Annotated in this window: 16 protein-coding genes; 10 read left to right on the top strand and 6 right to left on the bottom strand. The window is 68.5% G+C overall.

Features of this window, described 5'->3' with window-relative positions:
* The first annotated feature begins 63 nt into the window (after window positions 1-63).
* Window positions 64-837 (top strand): tRNA pseudouridine(38-40) synthase TruA, encoded by a 774-nt coding sequence (gene truA / locus ATO11_RS07610; RefSeq protein WP_050530248.1) that lies wholly within the window; start codon window positions 64-66, stop codon window positions 835-837.
* Here the strand turns inward: truA and tmpT are convergent.
* Genes tmpT through ATO11_RS07590 form a run of 4 tightly spaced genes read right to left on the bottom strand, consistent with a single transcriptional unit; the run spans window position 824 to window position 4,653 of the window.
* Window positions 824-1,486 carry a thiopurine S-methyltransferase gene (tmpT, locus tag ATO11_RS07605; RefSeq protein WP_050530247.1) on the bottom strand — a complete coding sequence of 221 codons (663 nt, stop codon included), beginning with the start codon at window positions 1,484-1,486 and terminating at the stop codon, window positions 824-826. The two genes, truA and tmpT, sit on opposite strands and share 14 nt — an antisense overlap.
* Entirely contained in the window at window positions 1,479-1,979 is a 501-nt protein-coding gene (locus ATO11_RS07600; RefSeq protein WP_050530246.1) for a hypothetical protein, read from the bottom strand. The genes tmpT and ATO11_RS07600 overlap by 8 nt, the downstream gene beginning before the upstream one ends.
* Window positions 1,976-3,637, bottom strand: a complete 1,662-nt coding sequence (locus tag ATO11_RS07595; RefSeq protein ID WP_050530245.1) for a hypothetical protein — start codon at window positions 3,635-3,637, stop codon at window positions 1,976-1,978. Before ATO11_RS07595 ends, ATO11_RS07600 begins: the two co-directional genes overlap by 4 nt.
* Window positions 3,634-4,653, bottom strand: coding sequence for a membrane dipeptidase (locus ATO11_RS07590; protein ID WP_050530591.1), 1,020 nt, complete (start codon window positions 4,651-4,653; stop codon window positions 3,634-3,636). The genes ATO11_RS07595 and ATO11_RS07590 overlap by 4 nt, the downstream gene beginning before the upstream one ends.
* Before the next feature lie 119 nt (window positions 4,654-4,772).
* Here ATO11_RS07590 and ATO11_RS07585 point away from each other — a divergent pair, with 119 nt between their 5' ends.
* From ATO11_RS07585 to ATO11_RS07550, 8 genes are all read left to right on the top strand, one after another.
* Window positions 4,773-5,273, top strand: coding sequence for an MAPEG family protein (locus ATO11_RS07585; RefSeq protein WP_050530244.1), 501 nt, complete (start codon window positions 4,773-4,775; stop codon window positions 5,271-5,273).
* The gene (locus ATO11_RS07580; protein ID WP_050530243.1) at window positions 5,270-5,878 is read left to right on the top strand and encodes a VOC family protein; all 609 of its coding nucleotides are present in this window, start codon (window positions 5,270-5,272) and stop codon (window positions 5,876-5,878) included. Before ATO11_RS07585 ends, ATO11_RS07580 begins: the two co-directional genes overlap by 4 nt.
* Window positions 5,869-6,363, top strand: a complete 495-nt coding sequence (locus tag ATO11_RS07575; protein WP_082176208.1) for a GNAT family N-acetyltransferase — start codon at window positions 5,869-5,871, stop codon at window positions 6,361-6,363. Before ATO11_RS07580 ends, ATO11_RS07575 begins: the two co-directional genes overlap by 10 nt.
* A gap of 40 nt (window positions 6,364-6,403) precedes the next feature.
* Window positions 6,404-7,096, top strand: a complete 693-nt coding sequence (locus ATO11_RS07570; RefSeq protein ID WP_050530242.1) for a molecular chaperone DjiA — start codon at window positions 6,404-6,406, stop codon at window positions 7,094-7,096.
* 3 nt (window positions 7,097-7,099) lie between these two features.
* Window positions 7,100-8,104, top strand: a complete 1,005-nt coding sequence (locus tag ATO11_RS07565; protein WP_050530241.1) for an endonuclease/exonuclease/phosphatase family protein — start codon at window positions 7,100-7,102, stop codon at window positions 8,102-8,104.
* A gap of 37 nt (window positions 8,105-8,141) precedes the next feature.
* Window positions 8,142-8,486, top strand: a complete 345-nt coding sequence (locus tag ATO11_RS07560; protein WP_050530240.1) for a hypothetical protein — start codon at window positions 8,142-8,144, stop codon at window positions 8,484-8,486.
* 61 nt (window positions 8,487-8,547) lie between these two features.
* A complete protein-coding gene (gene mobB, locus ATO11_RS07555) occupies window positions 8,548-9,042 on the top strand; it encodes a molybdopterin-guanine dinucleotide biosynthesis protein B (protein WP_050530239.1) in 495 nt (164 codons plus the stop codon).
* A complete protein-coding gene (locus tag ATO11_RS07550; RefSeq protein ID WP_050530238.1) occupies window positions 9,039-11,120 on the top strand; it encodes a molybdopterin-binding protein in 2,082 nt (693 codons plus the stop codon). The genes mobB and ATO11_RS07550 overlap by 4 nt, the downstream gene beginning before the upstream one ends.
* A 152-nt stretch (window positions 11,121-11,272) precedes the next feature.
* Here ATO11_RS07550 and ATO11_RS07545 read toward each other — a convergent pair whose 3' ends face one another.
* Both ATO11_RS07545 and greA read right to left on the bottom strand, forming a co-directional pair.
* Window positions 11,273-12,310 (bottom strand): hypothetical protein, encoded by a 1,038-nt coding sequence (locus tag ATO11_RS07545; protein WP_050530237.1) that lies wholly within the window; start codon window positions 12,308-12,310, stop codon window positions 11,273-11,275.
* A gap of 49 nt (window positions 12,311-12,359) precedes the next feature.
* Window positions 12,360-12,830: a transcription elongation factor GreA gene (gene greA, locus ATO11_RS07540; RefSeq protein ID WP_050530236.1), complete on the bottom strand. Its 471-nt coding sequence runs from the start codon at window positions 12,828-12,830 to the stop codon at window positions 12,360-12,362.
* Window positions 12,831-13,132: 302 nt separating this feature from the next.
* Here greA and ATO11_RS07535 point away from each other — a divergent pair, with 302 nt between their 5' ends.
* Window positions 13,133-14,782 carry an electron transfer flavoprotein-ubiquinone oxidoreductase gene (locus ATO11_RS07535; protein ID WP_050530235.1) on the top strand — a complete coding sequence of 550 codons (1,650 nt, stop codon included), beginning with the start codon at window positions 13,133-13,135 and terminating at the stop codon, window positions 14,780-14,782.
* Window positions 14,783-14,790 lie beyond the last annotated feature (8 nt).

Below are 14,790 nucleotides of genomic sequence, written 5' to 3'. Positions count from 1 at the left end.
CGCGCCCGAATGTCCCCGCACGAGGATGTTGCAGCGGCGGCGCGGGGTGCGTAAGGCGGGCCCATGCCGCGATACGCCTTGAAAGTCGAATATGATGGCGCGCCTTTTGCCGGGTGGCAGGCGCAGGCCGACCAGCCCTCGGTCCAGGCCGCGATCGAGGCTGCGCTCGACCGCATCGCCCCCGGCCCGCACCGGATCGCGGCGGCAGGCCGCACCGATGCGGGCGTGCATGCGCTGGCGCAGGTGGCGCAATGCGACATGGCCGATGCGTGGGAGCCGTTCCGCCTGTCCGAGGCGCTGAATTACCACCTCAAACCGCAGCCCGTGGCGATCCTCGCGGCGGCGGCGGTCGATGACGACTGGCATGCGCGCTTTTCAGCGGTCGAACGCCGCTATCTCTACCGCATCGCGCTGCGCCGGGCACCCTTGACCGTCACGGCCGGGCAGGCATGGCAGATCAAGCATGCGCTGGATGCAGACGCCATGCACGAGGCCGCGCAAACCCTTGTCGGGCATCACGATTTCACCACGTTCCGGTCGGTCATGTGCCAGTCGGCCTCGCCCGTCAAAACGCTGGATCACGCCGCCGCCACGCGGGTAGAGACGGATTTCGGCCCCGAAATCCACCTCACCTTCCGCGCCCGGTCCTTCCTGCACAACCAGGTGCGCAGTTTCGTCGGAACGCTGGAACGGGTGGGCGCGGGCAAGTGGCGCGCGGCGGACGTGCGCGCGGCGCTCGACGCCGCCGACCGCGCGCGCTGCGGGCCGGTCGCCCCGCCGCAAGGGCTTTACCTCACCGGTGTCGGTTACCCCGAGGACCCGTTCAGCGCGGGATAAGGTGCCAGACCTGTTCGCGCGCGGGCGTCACGCCCTTGATCCCGCCTTTCGCCTCGGCATCTTCCAGAAGTGCGACGTCGTGCGTTTCCACGTACAGCGCGCTGATCTCGTCTTGCCAGACCGGGAAGGGCGGGCCGCTGACCGTGCTGGCATCGTAATCGAACGTGATCAGCAGGTGCGGCGCGTTGGCGGTAATCGCGGCGAGATGCGGGGCATAGACGGCGCGGATGTCGTCCGGCAGGGCCACCAGCGCCGCCCGGTCATAGACCGCGTCGACCGGACCCAGCAGCGCAGGCGTCAGGTCGAACATGTCGCCGACCCAGATATCCACCCCCGGCCCCGACATGCGGGTGAGCGGCCCGTGGTCGGCCACCTCCGGCTCCATCCCCAGATCGTCGAACAGCGCGTCCACCGCGATCCGGCTCAATTCGCTGCCCGCCACGGCAAAGCCTTGCGACATCAGCCAGCCGATATCGCCCGTCTTGCCACACAGGGGCAGGAACAGCCGCGCGCCCCTTGGCAGGCCAAGGGCGGGCAGGTGGCGGCGCAAGAGCGGATTGCCCTCCGGCTGGTGGAACCCGATCCGCCCGTCGCGCCAGCGGTCGTGCCACTGGGTCGGGTCGTTCGTGCGTTTCGCTTTCTCAGTCATTGTCGGTCAGCCCCGCACCCGCGCCCGCCGCGCGGGAGGCATCGCTGTTCGGCACATAGGTTTCCTTGGCGAGCCGGTTGAGCCGCGTCAAAAGCGCCGTGGGCACCTCGATCCGGTCGGGCAGCGGGGCCGGGTCCAAGGGAGGCAATTCGTAGCGTACCTCGCCCTCCTCGACCGCGCGGAACGTGGCGGTGGGCGGGGCGGGCAGGGTGTCAAGGTAACTGCGCGCCAGCGCCTGCGGGACATGCGCCGGGGCGGAGACCGTGCCCTGCGTCTCGCGATACCGCCGCATCAGCCGGCAGATCAGCGCGCCGTGCAGCGCCGGGCCGTGGGGCAGGGCGTCCAGCGCGCCGTCGATATCCTCTGCCGCGCGGCCCGCGCACAGATGGCGGACCAGCGCCGCGCCAAAGGCCGCCGCCACCGCCGGATCGGCCCCGGCCCCGCGCGCGGCCTTGGTGCCAAGCGCCGCGACCTCGTTCAGTGAAAAGCTCATGGCGCCAGCGCGGGCAGCCACCAGTCATCCGCCGTGCCGGTGCCCATTTCCTCGGGCAGGGGCGCGCCCTGGCACAGGGTGATGCGCGTCCACAGGTCGGATTTCGGATCGAACCGCGTGGCGCCGAACAGGCTCAGCTTGGCACGCAGCATGTCGATGGGCAGGCAGGTCTCGGCGATCAGGTTGTCGCGGATCTCGGAATAGGGATGCGACAGCGCGATCTCCACCCGCTCCACCGCCATCATGTGTTCGGGCGCGGTGGCGAGGAAGGTCGTCAGGCAGGTATCCTCGTCCGGCAGCGCCTCGTACAGCGCCCGCACGCGCCGCGCGACGTCGAGCGGGCTTTCGCGCTCGGCACCCGGTTCGGCGTGGCGGTCGCCAAGGCGCGGCTCCAGCTTCTCGGCGCTCACGTACCAGAACCGCCGGCAGGCGTCGGGCGCTTGGTAATCGGTCTTCAGGGCCCAGCCGAACCGGTCCTCGATCGCGTCCCGCAACGCTCCGGTCCGGTGCAGCCCCGGCCCGACATATCCCAGCGGATCGGCCATGCACTCTTCCAACCCGTCCACCAGGTCGGGGAAGGGTTCCAGCACCAGCGCGACCACCAGTTCTTCCAGATCCTGCCCGACCTCTGCCGCCGCCCGCAGCGCGCGGTCAATCGGGTTGGACCGCGCCAGCGCCGCGTCGGTCAGGTGCCGGGTGCGGAACGCCGCGAAATCCTTTGCCAAGGCCTCGATCCGTGCCTGGTGTGCGGGGTCGGGCACCTGCCATTCCGCAAGGTGACGCGGCACGCGGGTATCGGCCAGATTGCGCAGGCAGGTTTTCTGGTCTTCCGTCAGAACCTCGACCGCGCGCACCCGCGCCAGCGCCGTCTCTCGCGCCAGCATCCAGTTGTTCAGAAGGACGGGGTGGGTGACGAGGAACGGCGCCATACCAAGCCCCGTCGCGTTGCCGATCCCCAAATGCCGCCTGAGACGCGGTTCAAGCGGCGCCCCACCCACATGCGACACGAGGTCGTGGGTGAAGTTGCGGATCATCCAGACGGTCAGCATCTCGGCCATGAACGGCCCGTCGAGGCCGGGACGGGCCGCGATCCGCGTGCGGTCGGCGATCCCGAACTTGCCGTTGCCGTAAACCGCCGTCGTGCGCATCAGGTAGCCGATCTCGCGGATCGGGTCCTCGTCGGGCTGCCGCCCCGCGCGCAAGGCCTCTGCCACGTGGGTGAAGAGGCGCACCGACTTGTTGGCGCGGCTGAGGACGAGGTCGCGCGGCCCGAACCGCCCGGCCTCCTGCTTCGGCGCCTCGCGCCGGATGCGCGCCACCTCGGCCTCGTCCGGCACGCCATCATAAAGGACGAACGCCGCGTCCCAAGCAGTGGCGATCACCCGGTCTGTGCGCTGGCTCGGGTCCAGCTCGTTCGACACCGCGACCAGCGCGTAGTCATGCCCGCCCAGCCGGATCGTGTAGACGGCATGCCCGTGACCTTCGGCGTTCATCTGCCAGACCGGCCGGTTGAGCGTGGCGCCTTCGCGATCCAGCCGCCGCATGAGCGTGCGCAGGAACGACAGCCGCGTGGGAAACATCGCCCCCAGCCGCGACAGGCGCATCACGTCGGAGGGCGGCCGCAACTCGGCCTCGGCGGGGGTGATCCAGTCCTTCATGGCGCCGCTCTTCGGGCCTGATGGCCCGCCTCGCCATGTTTGGCAGGGCCGAAGCTCTCTGCATAGAACCGGTGCCAGTTATCGCCCATGATCCCGTCCACGTCCGCATCAGACAGGCCCGCGCGAGACATGCCTTCGCGGATATTGCCGAAATCGCGGTTGTCGGTGAACCAGTCGGGCATCGGCGGGAAACCCGGCGCGTCGGCGGATCCTTCGCCGTAATCGATCTCCTTCGACCAGCGGCCCACGCGCATCCATTCCACGATACTGTCGGGCTGATCCTGGCACAGGTCCGTGCCGATCCCCAGATGCCGCGCGCCATAGCGTTCGCAGGCCTCCACCACCATCGCGCAGAAGCTGTCGAGGGTGCAGGCACTGCCGTCCTTGAGGTGATGGGGATAAAGTGAGAAGCCCAGCATCCCGCCCCGCGCGGTCAGGGCGGACAGCACCTCGTCCGACTTGTTGCGCCGCGCCGGGTGCCACCATGACGGGTTGGCATGGGTGATGGCGATGGGGCGGGTCGAGGCCTCGATCGCCTCAAGCGTCGAGCGGTCGGCGCTGTGCGACATGTCCACCACCAGGCCCACGCGGTTCATCTCGGCCACCGCCTGGCGGCCGAACCGCGTCAGCCCGGTATCGTCATCCTCGTAACAGCCGGTCGCCAGCAGCGACTGGTTGTTGTAGGTCAGCTGCATGAACCGCACGCCCAGCTGGTGGCAGATCTCGATCAGGCCGATATCGTCCTCGATGGGGGAGGGGTTCTGGAAGCCGAAGAAGATCGCCGTGCGGCCCGTTTCCCGCGCCCGTGCCACGTCTTCGGCGCAGGTGCCCTTGAAGATCAGGTCCGGATGCGCCTCGAACCAGCGGTTCCACGCTTCGAGGTTCAGCACCATCTCGCGGAAGCTTTCGTGGTAGGCGATGGTCACGTGCACGGCATCGACCCCGCCCTCGCGCATCTGGCGGAAGATGCGGGGCGACCAGTTGGCGTATTGCAGGTTGTCGATCACGTAAGTCACGTCGCGCACCTTGTGCCTCGCGGGCGGCAGTTGCAAGACGTCTCCGGGTCGCAGGGCGGGTTGATTTTTGCACCGCGCCGTGGCGGGGTGGTCCGACTTGGGGCCGGGCAGGACGGGACATGGGCAAACGGGGACAGATCCTTCTGGGGATGGCGGCGGGCCTTCTATGGGCGTTCGGCGTGGTCTACGTGGGCGGCGGTGTCGTGCAACTGCCCGTCTTCGCCGTGATCCCGACGATCCTGACGGCCTATCTGGGCCCCGGCCTCGTCTGCCTCCTGATGGTCGCGCGGCTGGCGCAGCGGCGCTTCTTCGACGACACGATCATCGATGGCGAGCCCCTAACCGGGGCCGCTGCCATCGACCAGCGCGTGCTGACCAACACGGTCGAACAGGCGGTGCTTGCGCTCTGCCTCTGGCCCGCGGCGGCGATCCTTCTGGGCAACCAGGGGCCGGGCACGATCCTTGTTCTGGGCGTGGCATTTGCACTGGCGCGGGTCGCGTTCTGGGTGGGGTATCACCTGTCGCCACCCCTGCGTGCCTTCGGTTTCGCCGCGACCTTCTATCCCACCATCCTCGTCACGCTCTGGGCGCTGGTCGCCACGGTCGAGACATGGCTTTGATCGCGCTCGACCACCTCGCCGTCGCCTGCACGACGCTGGACGAGGGCCGCGCGGCGGTCGAGGCCGCGCTGGGCGTGCCCCTCCAGACCGGCGGGCAACACGCCGCCTTCGGCACCCATAACCTGCTGCTCGGGCTGAACGACCTGTACCTCGAAGTCATCGCGATCGACCCCGACGCACGCGCGCCGGACCGGCCCCGGTGGTTCGACCTCGACCGCTTTCGCGGGCTGCCGCGCGTCACGAACTGGATCTGCCGGACAGATGACATGGCAGCCGCGCTTGCGGCCTCGCCACCGGGGACCGGCACACCCGTCGCGCTGGAACGGGGCGATCTGCGCTGGCAGATGGCGGTGCCGGATGACGGCATCCTGCCGCACGGCAATCTCTTTCCCGCGCTGATCCAGTGGCAGGGCACGGCGCATCCCGCGCCCCGGCTCGACCCGCGCGGATGCACGCTCGACCGGCTGGTGATCGAAACGCCCGATCCCGCGCTGGAACCCGCCCTCGCGCCGCTCCTCGCCGACCCCCGCGTCGTGATCGAACCCGGCGACCGCCGCGCGCTGCATGCCGCGATCCGCACGCCCGGAGGCCTGCGATGGCTGTGACCCTGCGCCCCGCCACGCGCGACGATGCCGAGGCGATGGCGGCGATCTGGAACCCGATCATCCGCGACACCACCATCACCTTCACGACCGAGGAAAAGACCCTCCGCGCCCTGCGCGCCGACATCTACTTGCGCAGCGAGGCGCGCCGCCCGTGGATCCTCGCCGAAACCGACACGGTGCTGGGTTTTGCGGGGCTCGCGCCCTTCCGGGACGGGCCGGGCTATGCGCGGACGCTGGAATACACGCTCTACCTCGCGCCCGAGGCGCGGGGCGTGGGACTTGGCAGCCGCCTGCTGGCCGAGATAGAGGACCGCGCCGCCGGCCTTGGCGCGCGTGTCCTGATCGGCGGCGTCAGCGGCGACAACGCCGCCGCGCTGGCCTTCCACCGCCGCCACGGCTTCGAGATCGAGGTCACCTTGCCCCGCGTCGGGTGGAAATTCGGAAAGGCGCTCGACCTCGTTTTGTTTCACAAATATTTGTCATGACAATCCGCCAGTTTGGGCGCTAACAACCACCTAGGACACCATGTCGATCTGGACCCGCATCTCTGAAGCGCTCGCCGCTCTGGCCAATGGCGAACCGCTGGCGCGGGTGTTCGAGAAATTGCGCACGCCGCCGGAACGGTCGGTCGCCTTCACCATCGCCGTGATCGCGCTGGGCGCCAAGATCGCCAAGGCGGACGGGCAGGTGACCCGGAACGAGGTCGTGGCCTTCCGCGAGGTGTTCCACATCCCGCCCGAGGACGAGGCGAACGCCGCCCGCGTCTTCAACCTCGCCCGGCAGGACGTCGCGGGGTTCGACGAATATGCCCGCAAGATCAAGGCGATGTTCGGCACCCGCAACGGCCCGTTCTGTGAACTGGTCGAGGGCCTCTTTCACATCGCCGTGGCCGACGGGCATTATGACGAGCGCGAAGACACCTTCCTTGCCCATGTCGCCGACATCTTCGGCCTGACCACCGCGCAGTTCCAGTCGATCCGCACCCGGTTCGTGCCCGATGCGCCCAAGGATCCCTACACCGTCCTCGGCGTCTCGCCCGACGCGCCGATGGACGAGATCCGCCGCGCGTGGCGCCGCGCGGTGCAGGACAGCCACCCCGACCGCATGATCGCCCGCGGCGTCCCGCGCGAGGCGATCAAGCTCGCCGAGCGCCGGATGCAGGACATCAATCGCGCGTGGGAGACGATCTCGTCCACCGCCGCCCGCGCGCCCGTCTGACCCATGCGGCTCGCGACCTACAACTGCGAATGGTTCGATGCGCTTTTCGATGACCAGGGCCAGTTGCTGGTCGATGACCAATGGTCGGCCCGCCATGACGTGACGCGCGCACAGCAGATCGAGGCGCTGGGCATGGTGTTCACCGCGGTCGACGCCGATGCGGTCATGGTGATCGAAGCCCCCGACAGTCATTCCGGCCGCGACGGCGTCCGCGCGCTGGAAACCTTCGCCGCGGCCTTCTCGCTCCGCGCGCGCAAGGCGCTGATCGGCTACACCAACACCACCCAGCAGGAAATCGCGCTGCTTTACGATCCCGACGTCGTGACCGCGCGCCACGATCCGAAGGACACGCCCGCCGCGCCCCGGTTCGATGGCCATTTCCGCATCGACCTCGACATCGACAGCCACACCGACAAGGTCGTCTTTTCCAAGCCGCCGCTCGAAATCGCGCTCACGACCAAATCGGGCAACGAACTCCGCCTGATCGGCGCGCACCTGAAATCCAAGGCCCCGCACGGTGCGCGCGGACATGACGCGATCATGCGCCTGTCCATCGCCAACCGCCGCAAGCAACTGGCGCAGGCGATCTGGTTGCGCGCCCGGATCGAGGAACACCTCGCCGACGGTAACTCCCTCGTGGTGATGGGCGATCTGAACGACGGTCCCGGCCTTGACCAGTACGAACACCTGTTCGGACGCTCGTCGGTCGAAATCATCCTCGGCGACGAGGGGGAGGCGGGCCTTTACGACCCGCATGCGCGGCAGGCGCTCGTGCGTCGCCTCGGCGCGCAACCGACCACCGCGCGCTTCTATCTCAAGGACGAACACCGCTACCTTCAGGCGCTTCTCGACTACATCATGGTCAGCCCCGATCTGCGCCCCCGCGCGCGCCGCTGGCAGATCTGGCACCCGTTCGACGACCCGAACTGCTGGGAGACCCCGGAATTGCGCGGCGCGCTGCTCACCGCCTCCGATCACTTCCCCGTCACGCTCGATCTCGACATCTGACCCTTAACTCGCGCGTCCGTTCGCCTATATTGCAGGCATGAAACAGCTGCTGCTTGCCCCCGCCCTTGCCCTTGCCGTCGCCCTTCCGGTCCACGCCGAAGTGGCGCAGGAAAAGGAAGGCTTCTCGCTGATGGAGGAAGGCGCGCGCCTTTTCCTGCGGGGCCTGATGGACCAGATGGAACCGGCGGTGGAGGAATTCGAGGGCATGCTGTCGGAAATGGAACCCGCCCTGCGCTCCTTCGCGCGTGAAATGGGCCCCAAGCTGCAAACGCTGCTGGACGAGGTCGAGGACTGGTCGCTCTACGAAGCGCCCGAGGTGCTGCCGAACGGCGATATCATCATCCGCCGCAAGCAGAAGGCGCAGACCGAAACCGACATCTGATCGCCGGCAACCGCGATCTGGACCTTTCCCTCCCGCTTGCGGGCGTTCTACAAGACGTCCGATGAAAACCTGGGGCATCACCGGCTGGAAGAACTCCGGCAAGACCGGTCTGGTCGAACGGCTCGTCGCGCATTTCGTGGCCGAGGGCCTGACCGTGTCGACGATCAAGCACGCCCACCATTCCTTCGACGTCGACCATCCGGGCCGCGACAGTTACCGCCACCGCGATGCCGGCGCGTCCGAGGTCATCCTCGCCTCCCGCAACCGCATCGCCCAGATGACCGAGTTGCGCGGCGCGGACGAACCCCGCCTCGACGACCTGATCGCGCGCCTGCGTCCCTGCGACCTTGTCCTGATCGAAGGCTACAAGACGGCGCGCCACCCCAAGATCGAGGCGCACCGCGCCGCCACCGGCCAGCCCCTGATCGCGCCGGGGGATGCCACGATCCGCGCCGTCGCCTCCGACACCGCGCCCACGGGCCTCTCCGTGCCCGTCCTGCCGCTTGACGACACTGCCGCCATCGCCGCCTTCATCCGCGCCGGGCTGTCCCTATGACGTTCGACCGGATCGCGATGGTGGACTGGTCGGGCGGCAACGATACCGGCCCCACCCCCCGCCCCGACGCGATCTGGATCGGCACGCCGGAAGGCCCGCCCGACTACCTGCGCAACCGTCAACTGGCCGAAGACCGCCTTGCGGGCCTGATCGACGATGCCCTGACCGCGGGCGACACCCTCTGCCTCGGCTTCGATTTCCCGTTCGGCTACCCCGCCGGCTTCGCCGCCGCCCTGACCGGCACCGCCGATCCCTTCGCCGTCTGGCACTGGCTCGCCGACCGGATCGAGGATGCGCCCAAGGCCAACAACCGCTTCGACGTCGCCGCCAGCATCAATGCCTCCATGCCGGGGCAGGGGCCGTTCTGGGCCAATGCCCTCAAACGCGACATCCCGCATCTGCCGCGCCTCAAACCCGCCTCCATCGCCTTCCCCGAACGCCGCGTGGCCGAGGCGCAAACCAGCGGCGCCTTCACCCTCTGGCAACTCGCGGGCGCGGGGGCCGTCGGCAGCCAGGCCCTCATGGGCCTGCCCGTCCTCGCCCGCCTGCGCGCGCGCTTCCCCGACCGGATCGCCGTCTGGCCCTTCGACCCGCTCGACCGCCCCGTCACCTTCCTCGAAATCTGGCCGTCGCTCCTGAACGACGCGGTGCGCCGCGCGATGAGGGTCGAAGGCGGCGTCAAGGACGCGGTGCAGGTCACCACCGTCGCCCGCGCACTTGCCGGCCTCTCCGCGCCCGACCTCTCCCGCCTCCTCGACGTCACTGCGCCCGAGGAAGGCTGGATCTTCGGCCTCGGCCACGAGGATGTGCTGGCCGACGCCGCCCGCCCCCGCGCCCCGCGCCTCACCAACGACTGCTTCGCCCTGCCGCGCGGGGTCGACTGGCTGCCCGTCGCCGATGCGCTTGCGCATCTCCGCAACGCCATGCGCCCCGTCACCGCCGTGACGGACGAACCCCTCGCCACAGCGGGCGGTCGCCGCCTCGCCACCGACATCACCGCCCTGCGCGCCAACCCGCCCGCCGCCAACAGCGCCGTCGACGGCTACGGCTTCGCAGGCCCCGCCGCCGACGGCCCCCACCGCCTGCCTCTCCTGCCCGGACGCGCCGCCGCCGGCGCTCCTTTCGGCGGCACCGTCCCGCCGGGCCACGCCCTGCGCATCCTCACCGGCGCCCTCGTCCCCGACGGCGTCGACACCGTCATCCTCGACGAGGATAGCTCCGTCTCGGGTGGAGAGATCGCCTTCCGCGGCCCCCTCAAACGCGGCGCCAATGTCCGCAAGGCGGGCGAAGACGTCACCTCCGGCGCGCCCATCCTCGCCCAGGGCCTGCGTCTCCGCCCGCCGGACCTCGCCCTCGCGGCCGCCACCGGCCACGCCCGGCTCCCCGTGCACGCACCCCTGCGCGTCGCGGTCCTCTCCACCGGCGACGAAGTCACCGACCCCGCGCCCGACGCGCCCCCGTCCCGCACCTTCGACGCCAACCGCCCCATGCTCCTCGACCTGATCGCGCGCTGGGGCATGACACCGGTGGACCTCGGCCGCGTCCCCGACGACCCGGCGGCCCTCACCCGCGCCCTCGACCGCGCCACGACAGAAGCAGACGCCATCCTCACCTCCGGTGGTGCCTCTGCCGGGGACGAAGACCACGTCTCTGCGCTGCTCGGCGCGCAAGGCACCCGCCACCACTGGCGCATCGCCCTCAAACCCGGCCGGCCCCTTGCGCTCGGCCAATGGGGGCATCTTCCGGTCTTCGGCCTTCCAGGCAATCCCGTCGCGGCCCTCGTCTGCACCCTTGTCTTCGCGCGCCCGGCCCTCTCGGTCATGGCCGGCGGCCCTTGGCTCGACCCCACCCGCCTCACGCTCCCCGCCAGTTTCACGAAATCCAAGAAACCGGGCCGGACCGAATACCTCCGCGCCCGCCTGACCGATGCCGGCGTCGAAACCTTCCCCTCCGAAGGCTCGGGCCGCATATCGGGCCTCTCCTGGGCCACCGGCCTCGTCGAACTGGGACCAGACGCTGCCACCATCACCCCCGGCACCCCGGTCACCTACCTGCCTTTCGCCGACCTCATGTCGTGACAGGCCCCTTCTTCTCTTCGAAAAATATGTCCCCCGGAGGGCCCGCCAGCCACGGGCCGCACCCTCTCCACACCTGGCCGAACACCGGCCAAAGGGCACCAGGATAAAGCGCGCCGCAGGCGCTCCTTGGGATCAATCCACCCGGATCAGGATCAGGAAAAGGTGCCCGACACCCGGCCGATCAGCATGAAGGCACGCGCGGTGCGGGTTTCCGACAGGGCCGAGATCTCGGCATCCGTCGCGTCGCGGGCAAAGGTCGTGACGTTCATGTCGAACATCCGCAGGAAGTGATGCGCCGCGTCGCGGAAGATCGGGTCCTGCTTCATGCGCCCGGCAGTCAGCGCCAGCGACGACCGGTCCCGCACGCCTCCCAGCGCAGCGATGGGCCGCCCGCGCTCGCCATTGGCGAATTTGCGCCAGATGTCGGGATGCGCCATATCGGGGCGCAGATCGTCCATGTAGATGCCGTCCTGGCTCAACAGCGTCAGCACGTCCTGCGCTGCCTGCACCAGCTTGGACACGTCGCGGTGCTTCAGGGCCCGCCGCAGCGCCGCGAACCCGCGCTCATCCTCGACCGTTTCGGGAAAATGCAGCGCCCGGATGAAATCCTCGCGGGGCAGGGGCGGCACGATCTCCTCGGCCTGCGTGCCTAGCGCCAGCGCCGTCTGGTCCTCGGGCGTCGCAGCTGCCGCCGCCGCCGCGTCGGGCGCGGGCGTCATCACCGCGGGCTCGTCGCGCTTGGTCGTGAAGGTCGCCAGCGTGTTCTCCGTCTTGCGCTGCGCCGCCGCGATCTCGTCGAGCTTCTTGGACACGGTCGGCCCGGCACCCAGCCCCGCCGACTGCACGTTGGCAAGGTAGGATTGCCGCATCGCGTCGATCGCCGCCTGCAGGCGCGCGCTCTCCTCCCGCATCACCTGACTCGCCCGCGCCGCCAGCGCCGCGACCCAGATCATCGCGACCGGCATGAAGATCGCCAGCATGACGAGGATGAAGCCCAACCCGCCGAATGCGGGCGCCGCCACGTCGGGCTTCAGCACGAGGAAATACGCGCCCGCCCCGATCAGCCACAGCACGCTCAGGATCACCGCGACGACATCGATCGCCGACACCCGCGCGCCCTTGGGCTTGTCGTAGATGCCCGGAGGCGTCGGGCGGGACGGGGATTGGGATTGCGCAGGGCTGTCGGACATGGCTCCTCACGAAACGCACGGCGCCGGCGATAGCACCGACGCTGCTGCGTCAGATATACGCGATTTTCAACACTTCATAGGCCTTGTCGCCACCCGGCGTGCGCACTTCGACGCTGTCGCCCTCTTCCTTGCCGATCAACGCCCGCGCGATGGGCGATTTTACGTTCAGAAGCCCGGCCTCGATATCGGCCTCGTGCTCGCCCACGATCTGCCAGGTCTTTTCCTCGTCGGTATCCTCGTCCACCACCGTGACCGTCGCACCGAACTTGATCGACCCTGACAGGCCCGCGGGATCGATCACCTCCGCCAGCCCCAGCACGCCTTCCAGCTCCTTGATGCGCCCCTCGATGAAGCCCTGCTTCTCGCGCGCCGAATGGTATTCGGCGTTCTCCTTCAGGTCGCCCAGCTCGCGCGCCTCGGCAATCGCCTGGATGATGGCGGGGCGCTCTGTCGACTTCAGATGCTTCAATTCGGCTTCTAGCGCGGTGGCACCCGCGCGGGTCATCGGTATCTTGTCCATGGATCCCTTTCCCGTTGGCCCGGTCGGGCCAGTCACGTCCGGTCGGTGCAGCATGCCCGCAACCAGCCTGCCGTTCAAGGGGCATGAACCGGCCGCGCGTCCCGCGCCGGCGGGGCGCTGCCGCCACCGCGCCACCGGCACGTCCGGCCCGGTCCCGACCGATCCGCCTGCCGCCACGTCGCAAAACGCCAACCATCCCGGCACGCCGCGTCGTAACGCTGTGTCGCAATTGACGCCGCAGATGGGCAACGTTAGCTCTGGCGCGAACGATTATTGCGTGAGGCATCACGGGCGGAGGACTTATGGCCGAGATTGAACGCGAAGCGATGGAATACGACGTGGTGATCGTCGGCGCGGGCCCCGCGGGCCTGAGCGCGGCCATCCGTCTGAAACAGCTGGATGCGGACCTGCAGGTCGTCGTCCTCGAAAAAGGCTCGGAAGTGGGCGCGCACATCCTGTCGGGCGCGGTGCTGGACCCCTGCGGTCTGGATGCGCTGATCCCCGACTGGAGGGACAAGGGCGCGCCGGTGAACGTGCCGGTCACCGAAGACAACTTCTACATGCTGGGCGAGGCGGGCAAGCTGCGCATTCCCAACTTCCCCATGCCGCCGCTGATGAACAACCACGGCAACTACATCGTGTCGATGGGCAATGTCTGCCGCTGGATGGCTGAACAGGCCGAGGAACTGGGGGTCGAAATCTTCCCCGGAATGGCCTGTTCCGAAATGGTCTATGGCGACAACGGCGAAGTGAAGGGCGTCGTGGCCGGCGTCTTCGGCCTCGAAGAGGACGGCTCGATTGGTGAGAACACCGAACCGGGCATGGAACTGCACGGTAAGTACGTGTTCCTCAGCGAAGGCGTGCGCGGGTCGCTGTCCAAGGAAGTGATCGCCAAATACAACCTCGACGCCGATTGCGAGCCGCAGAAATACGGTCTGGGCATGAAGGAACTCTGGGAGATCGACCCGGAGAAGCACCGCGAAGGCACCGTCACCCACACGATGGGCTGGCCCCTTGGCGGCAATGCGGGCGGTGGATCGTTCATCTACCACCTCGACAACAACCAGGTCTATGTCGGCTTCGTGGTGCACCTGAATTACAAGAATCCGCACCTCTTCCCCTACATGGAATTCCAGCGGTTCAAGCATCACCCGATGGTGGCCGAGCTGCTCGAAGGCGGGAAGCGTGTCGCCTACGGCGCGCGGGCGATCTCGGAGGGCGGATTCCAGTCCATGCCCAAGATGGTGGCGCCGGGCGTGGCGCTGCTTGGGTGTTCGGTCGGCATGATCAACGTGCCGCGCATCAAGGGCAACCACAACGCGATGCTGTCGGGCAAGGCCGCGGCCGAGGCCGCCTATGCCGCCATCCAGGATGGCCGTTCGGCGGACGAGCTGAACGATTACGAGACCGAGGTGCGCACCGGCGCCATCGGCAAGGACCTCAAGAAGGTGCGCAACGTCAAACCGCTCTGGTCGAAGCATGGCCTGGTGACTTCGCTCACGCTGGGCGGGTTCGACATGTGGACCAACACGCTGGGCTTCTCGCTGCTTGGTACGCTCAAGCATGGCAAGACCGATGCGGAATCGACCGAACCCGCGTCCAAGCACAAGCCCATCGACTACCCCAAGCCCGATGGCAAACTGTCCTTCGACCGGCTGACCAACGTGGCGTTCTCGTTCACCAATCACGAGGAAAGCCAGCCCGCGCACCTGAAACTCAAGGACCCGTCGATCCCGGTGGCCAAGAACCTGCCGACCTATGCCGGACCTTCGCAGCGCTATTGCCCGGCGGGCGTCTACGAATTCGTGCAGGAAGAGGGCAAGGACCCGCGGTTCGTCATCAACTTCCAGAACTGCGTCCACTGCAAGACCTGCGACATCAAGGACCCGGCGCAGAACATCGTCTGGACCACGCCGCAGGGTGGCGACGGGCCGAACTATCCCAACATGTGACCCGCGCG

Source organism: Pseudaestuariivita atlantica, assembly GCF_001205715.1.
GTDB classification, from domain to species: domain Bacteria; phylum Pseudomonadota; class Alphaproteobacteria; order Rhodobacterales; family Rhodobacteraceae; genus Pseudaestuariivita; species Pseudaestuariivita atlantica.
The sequence above is the reverse complement of the archived record's forward strand: the minus strand, read 5'-3'. Positions and strand labels throughout refer to the sequence as shown.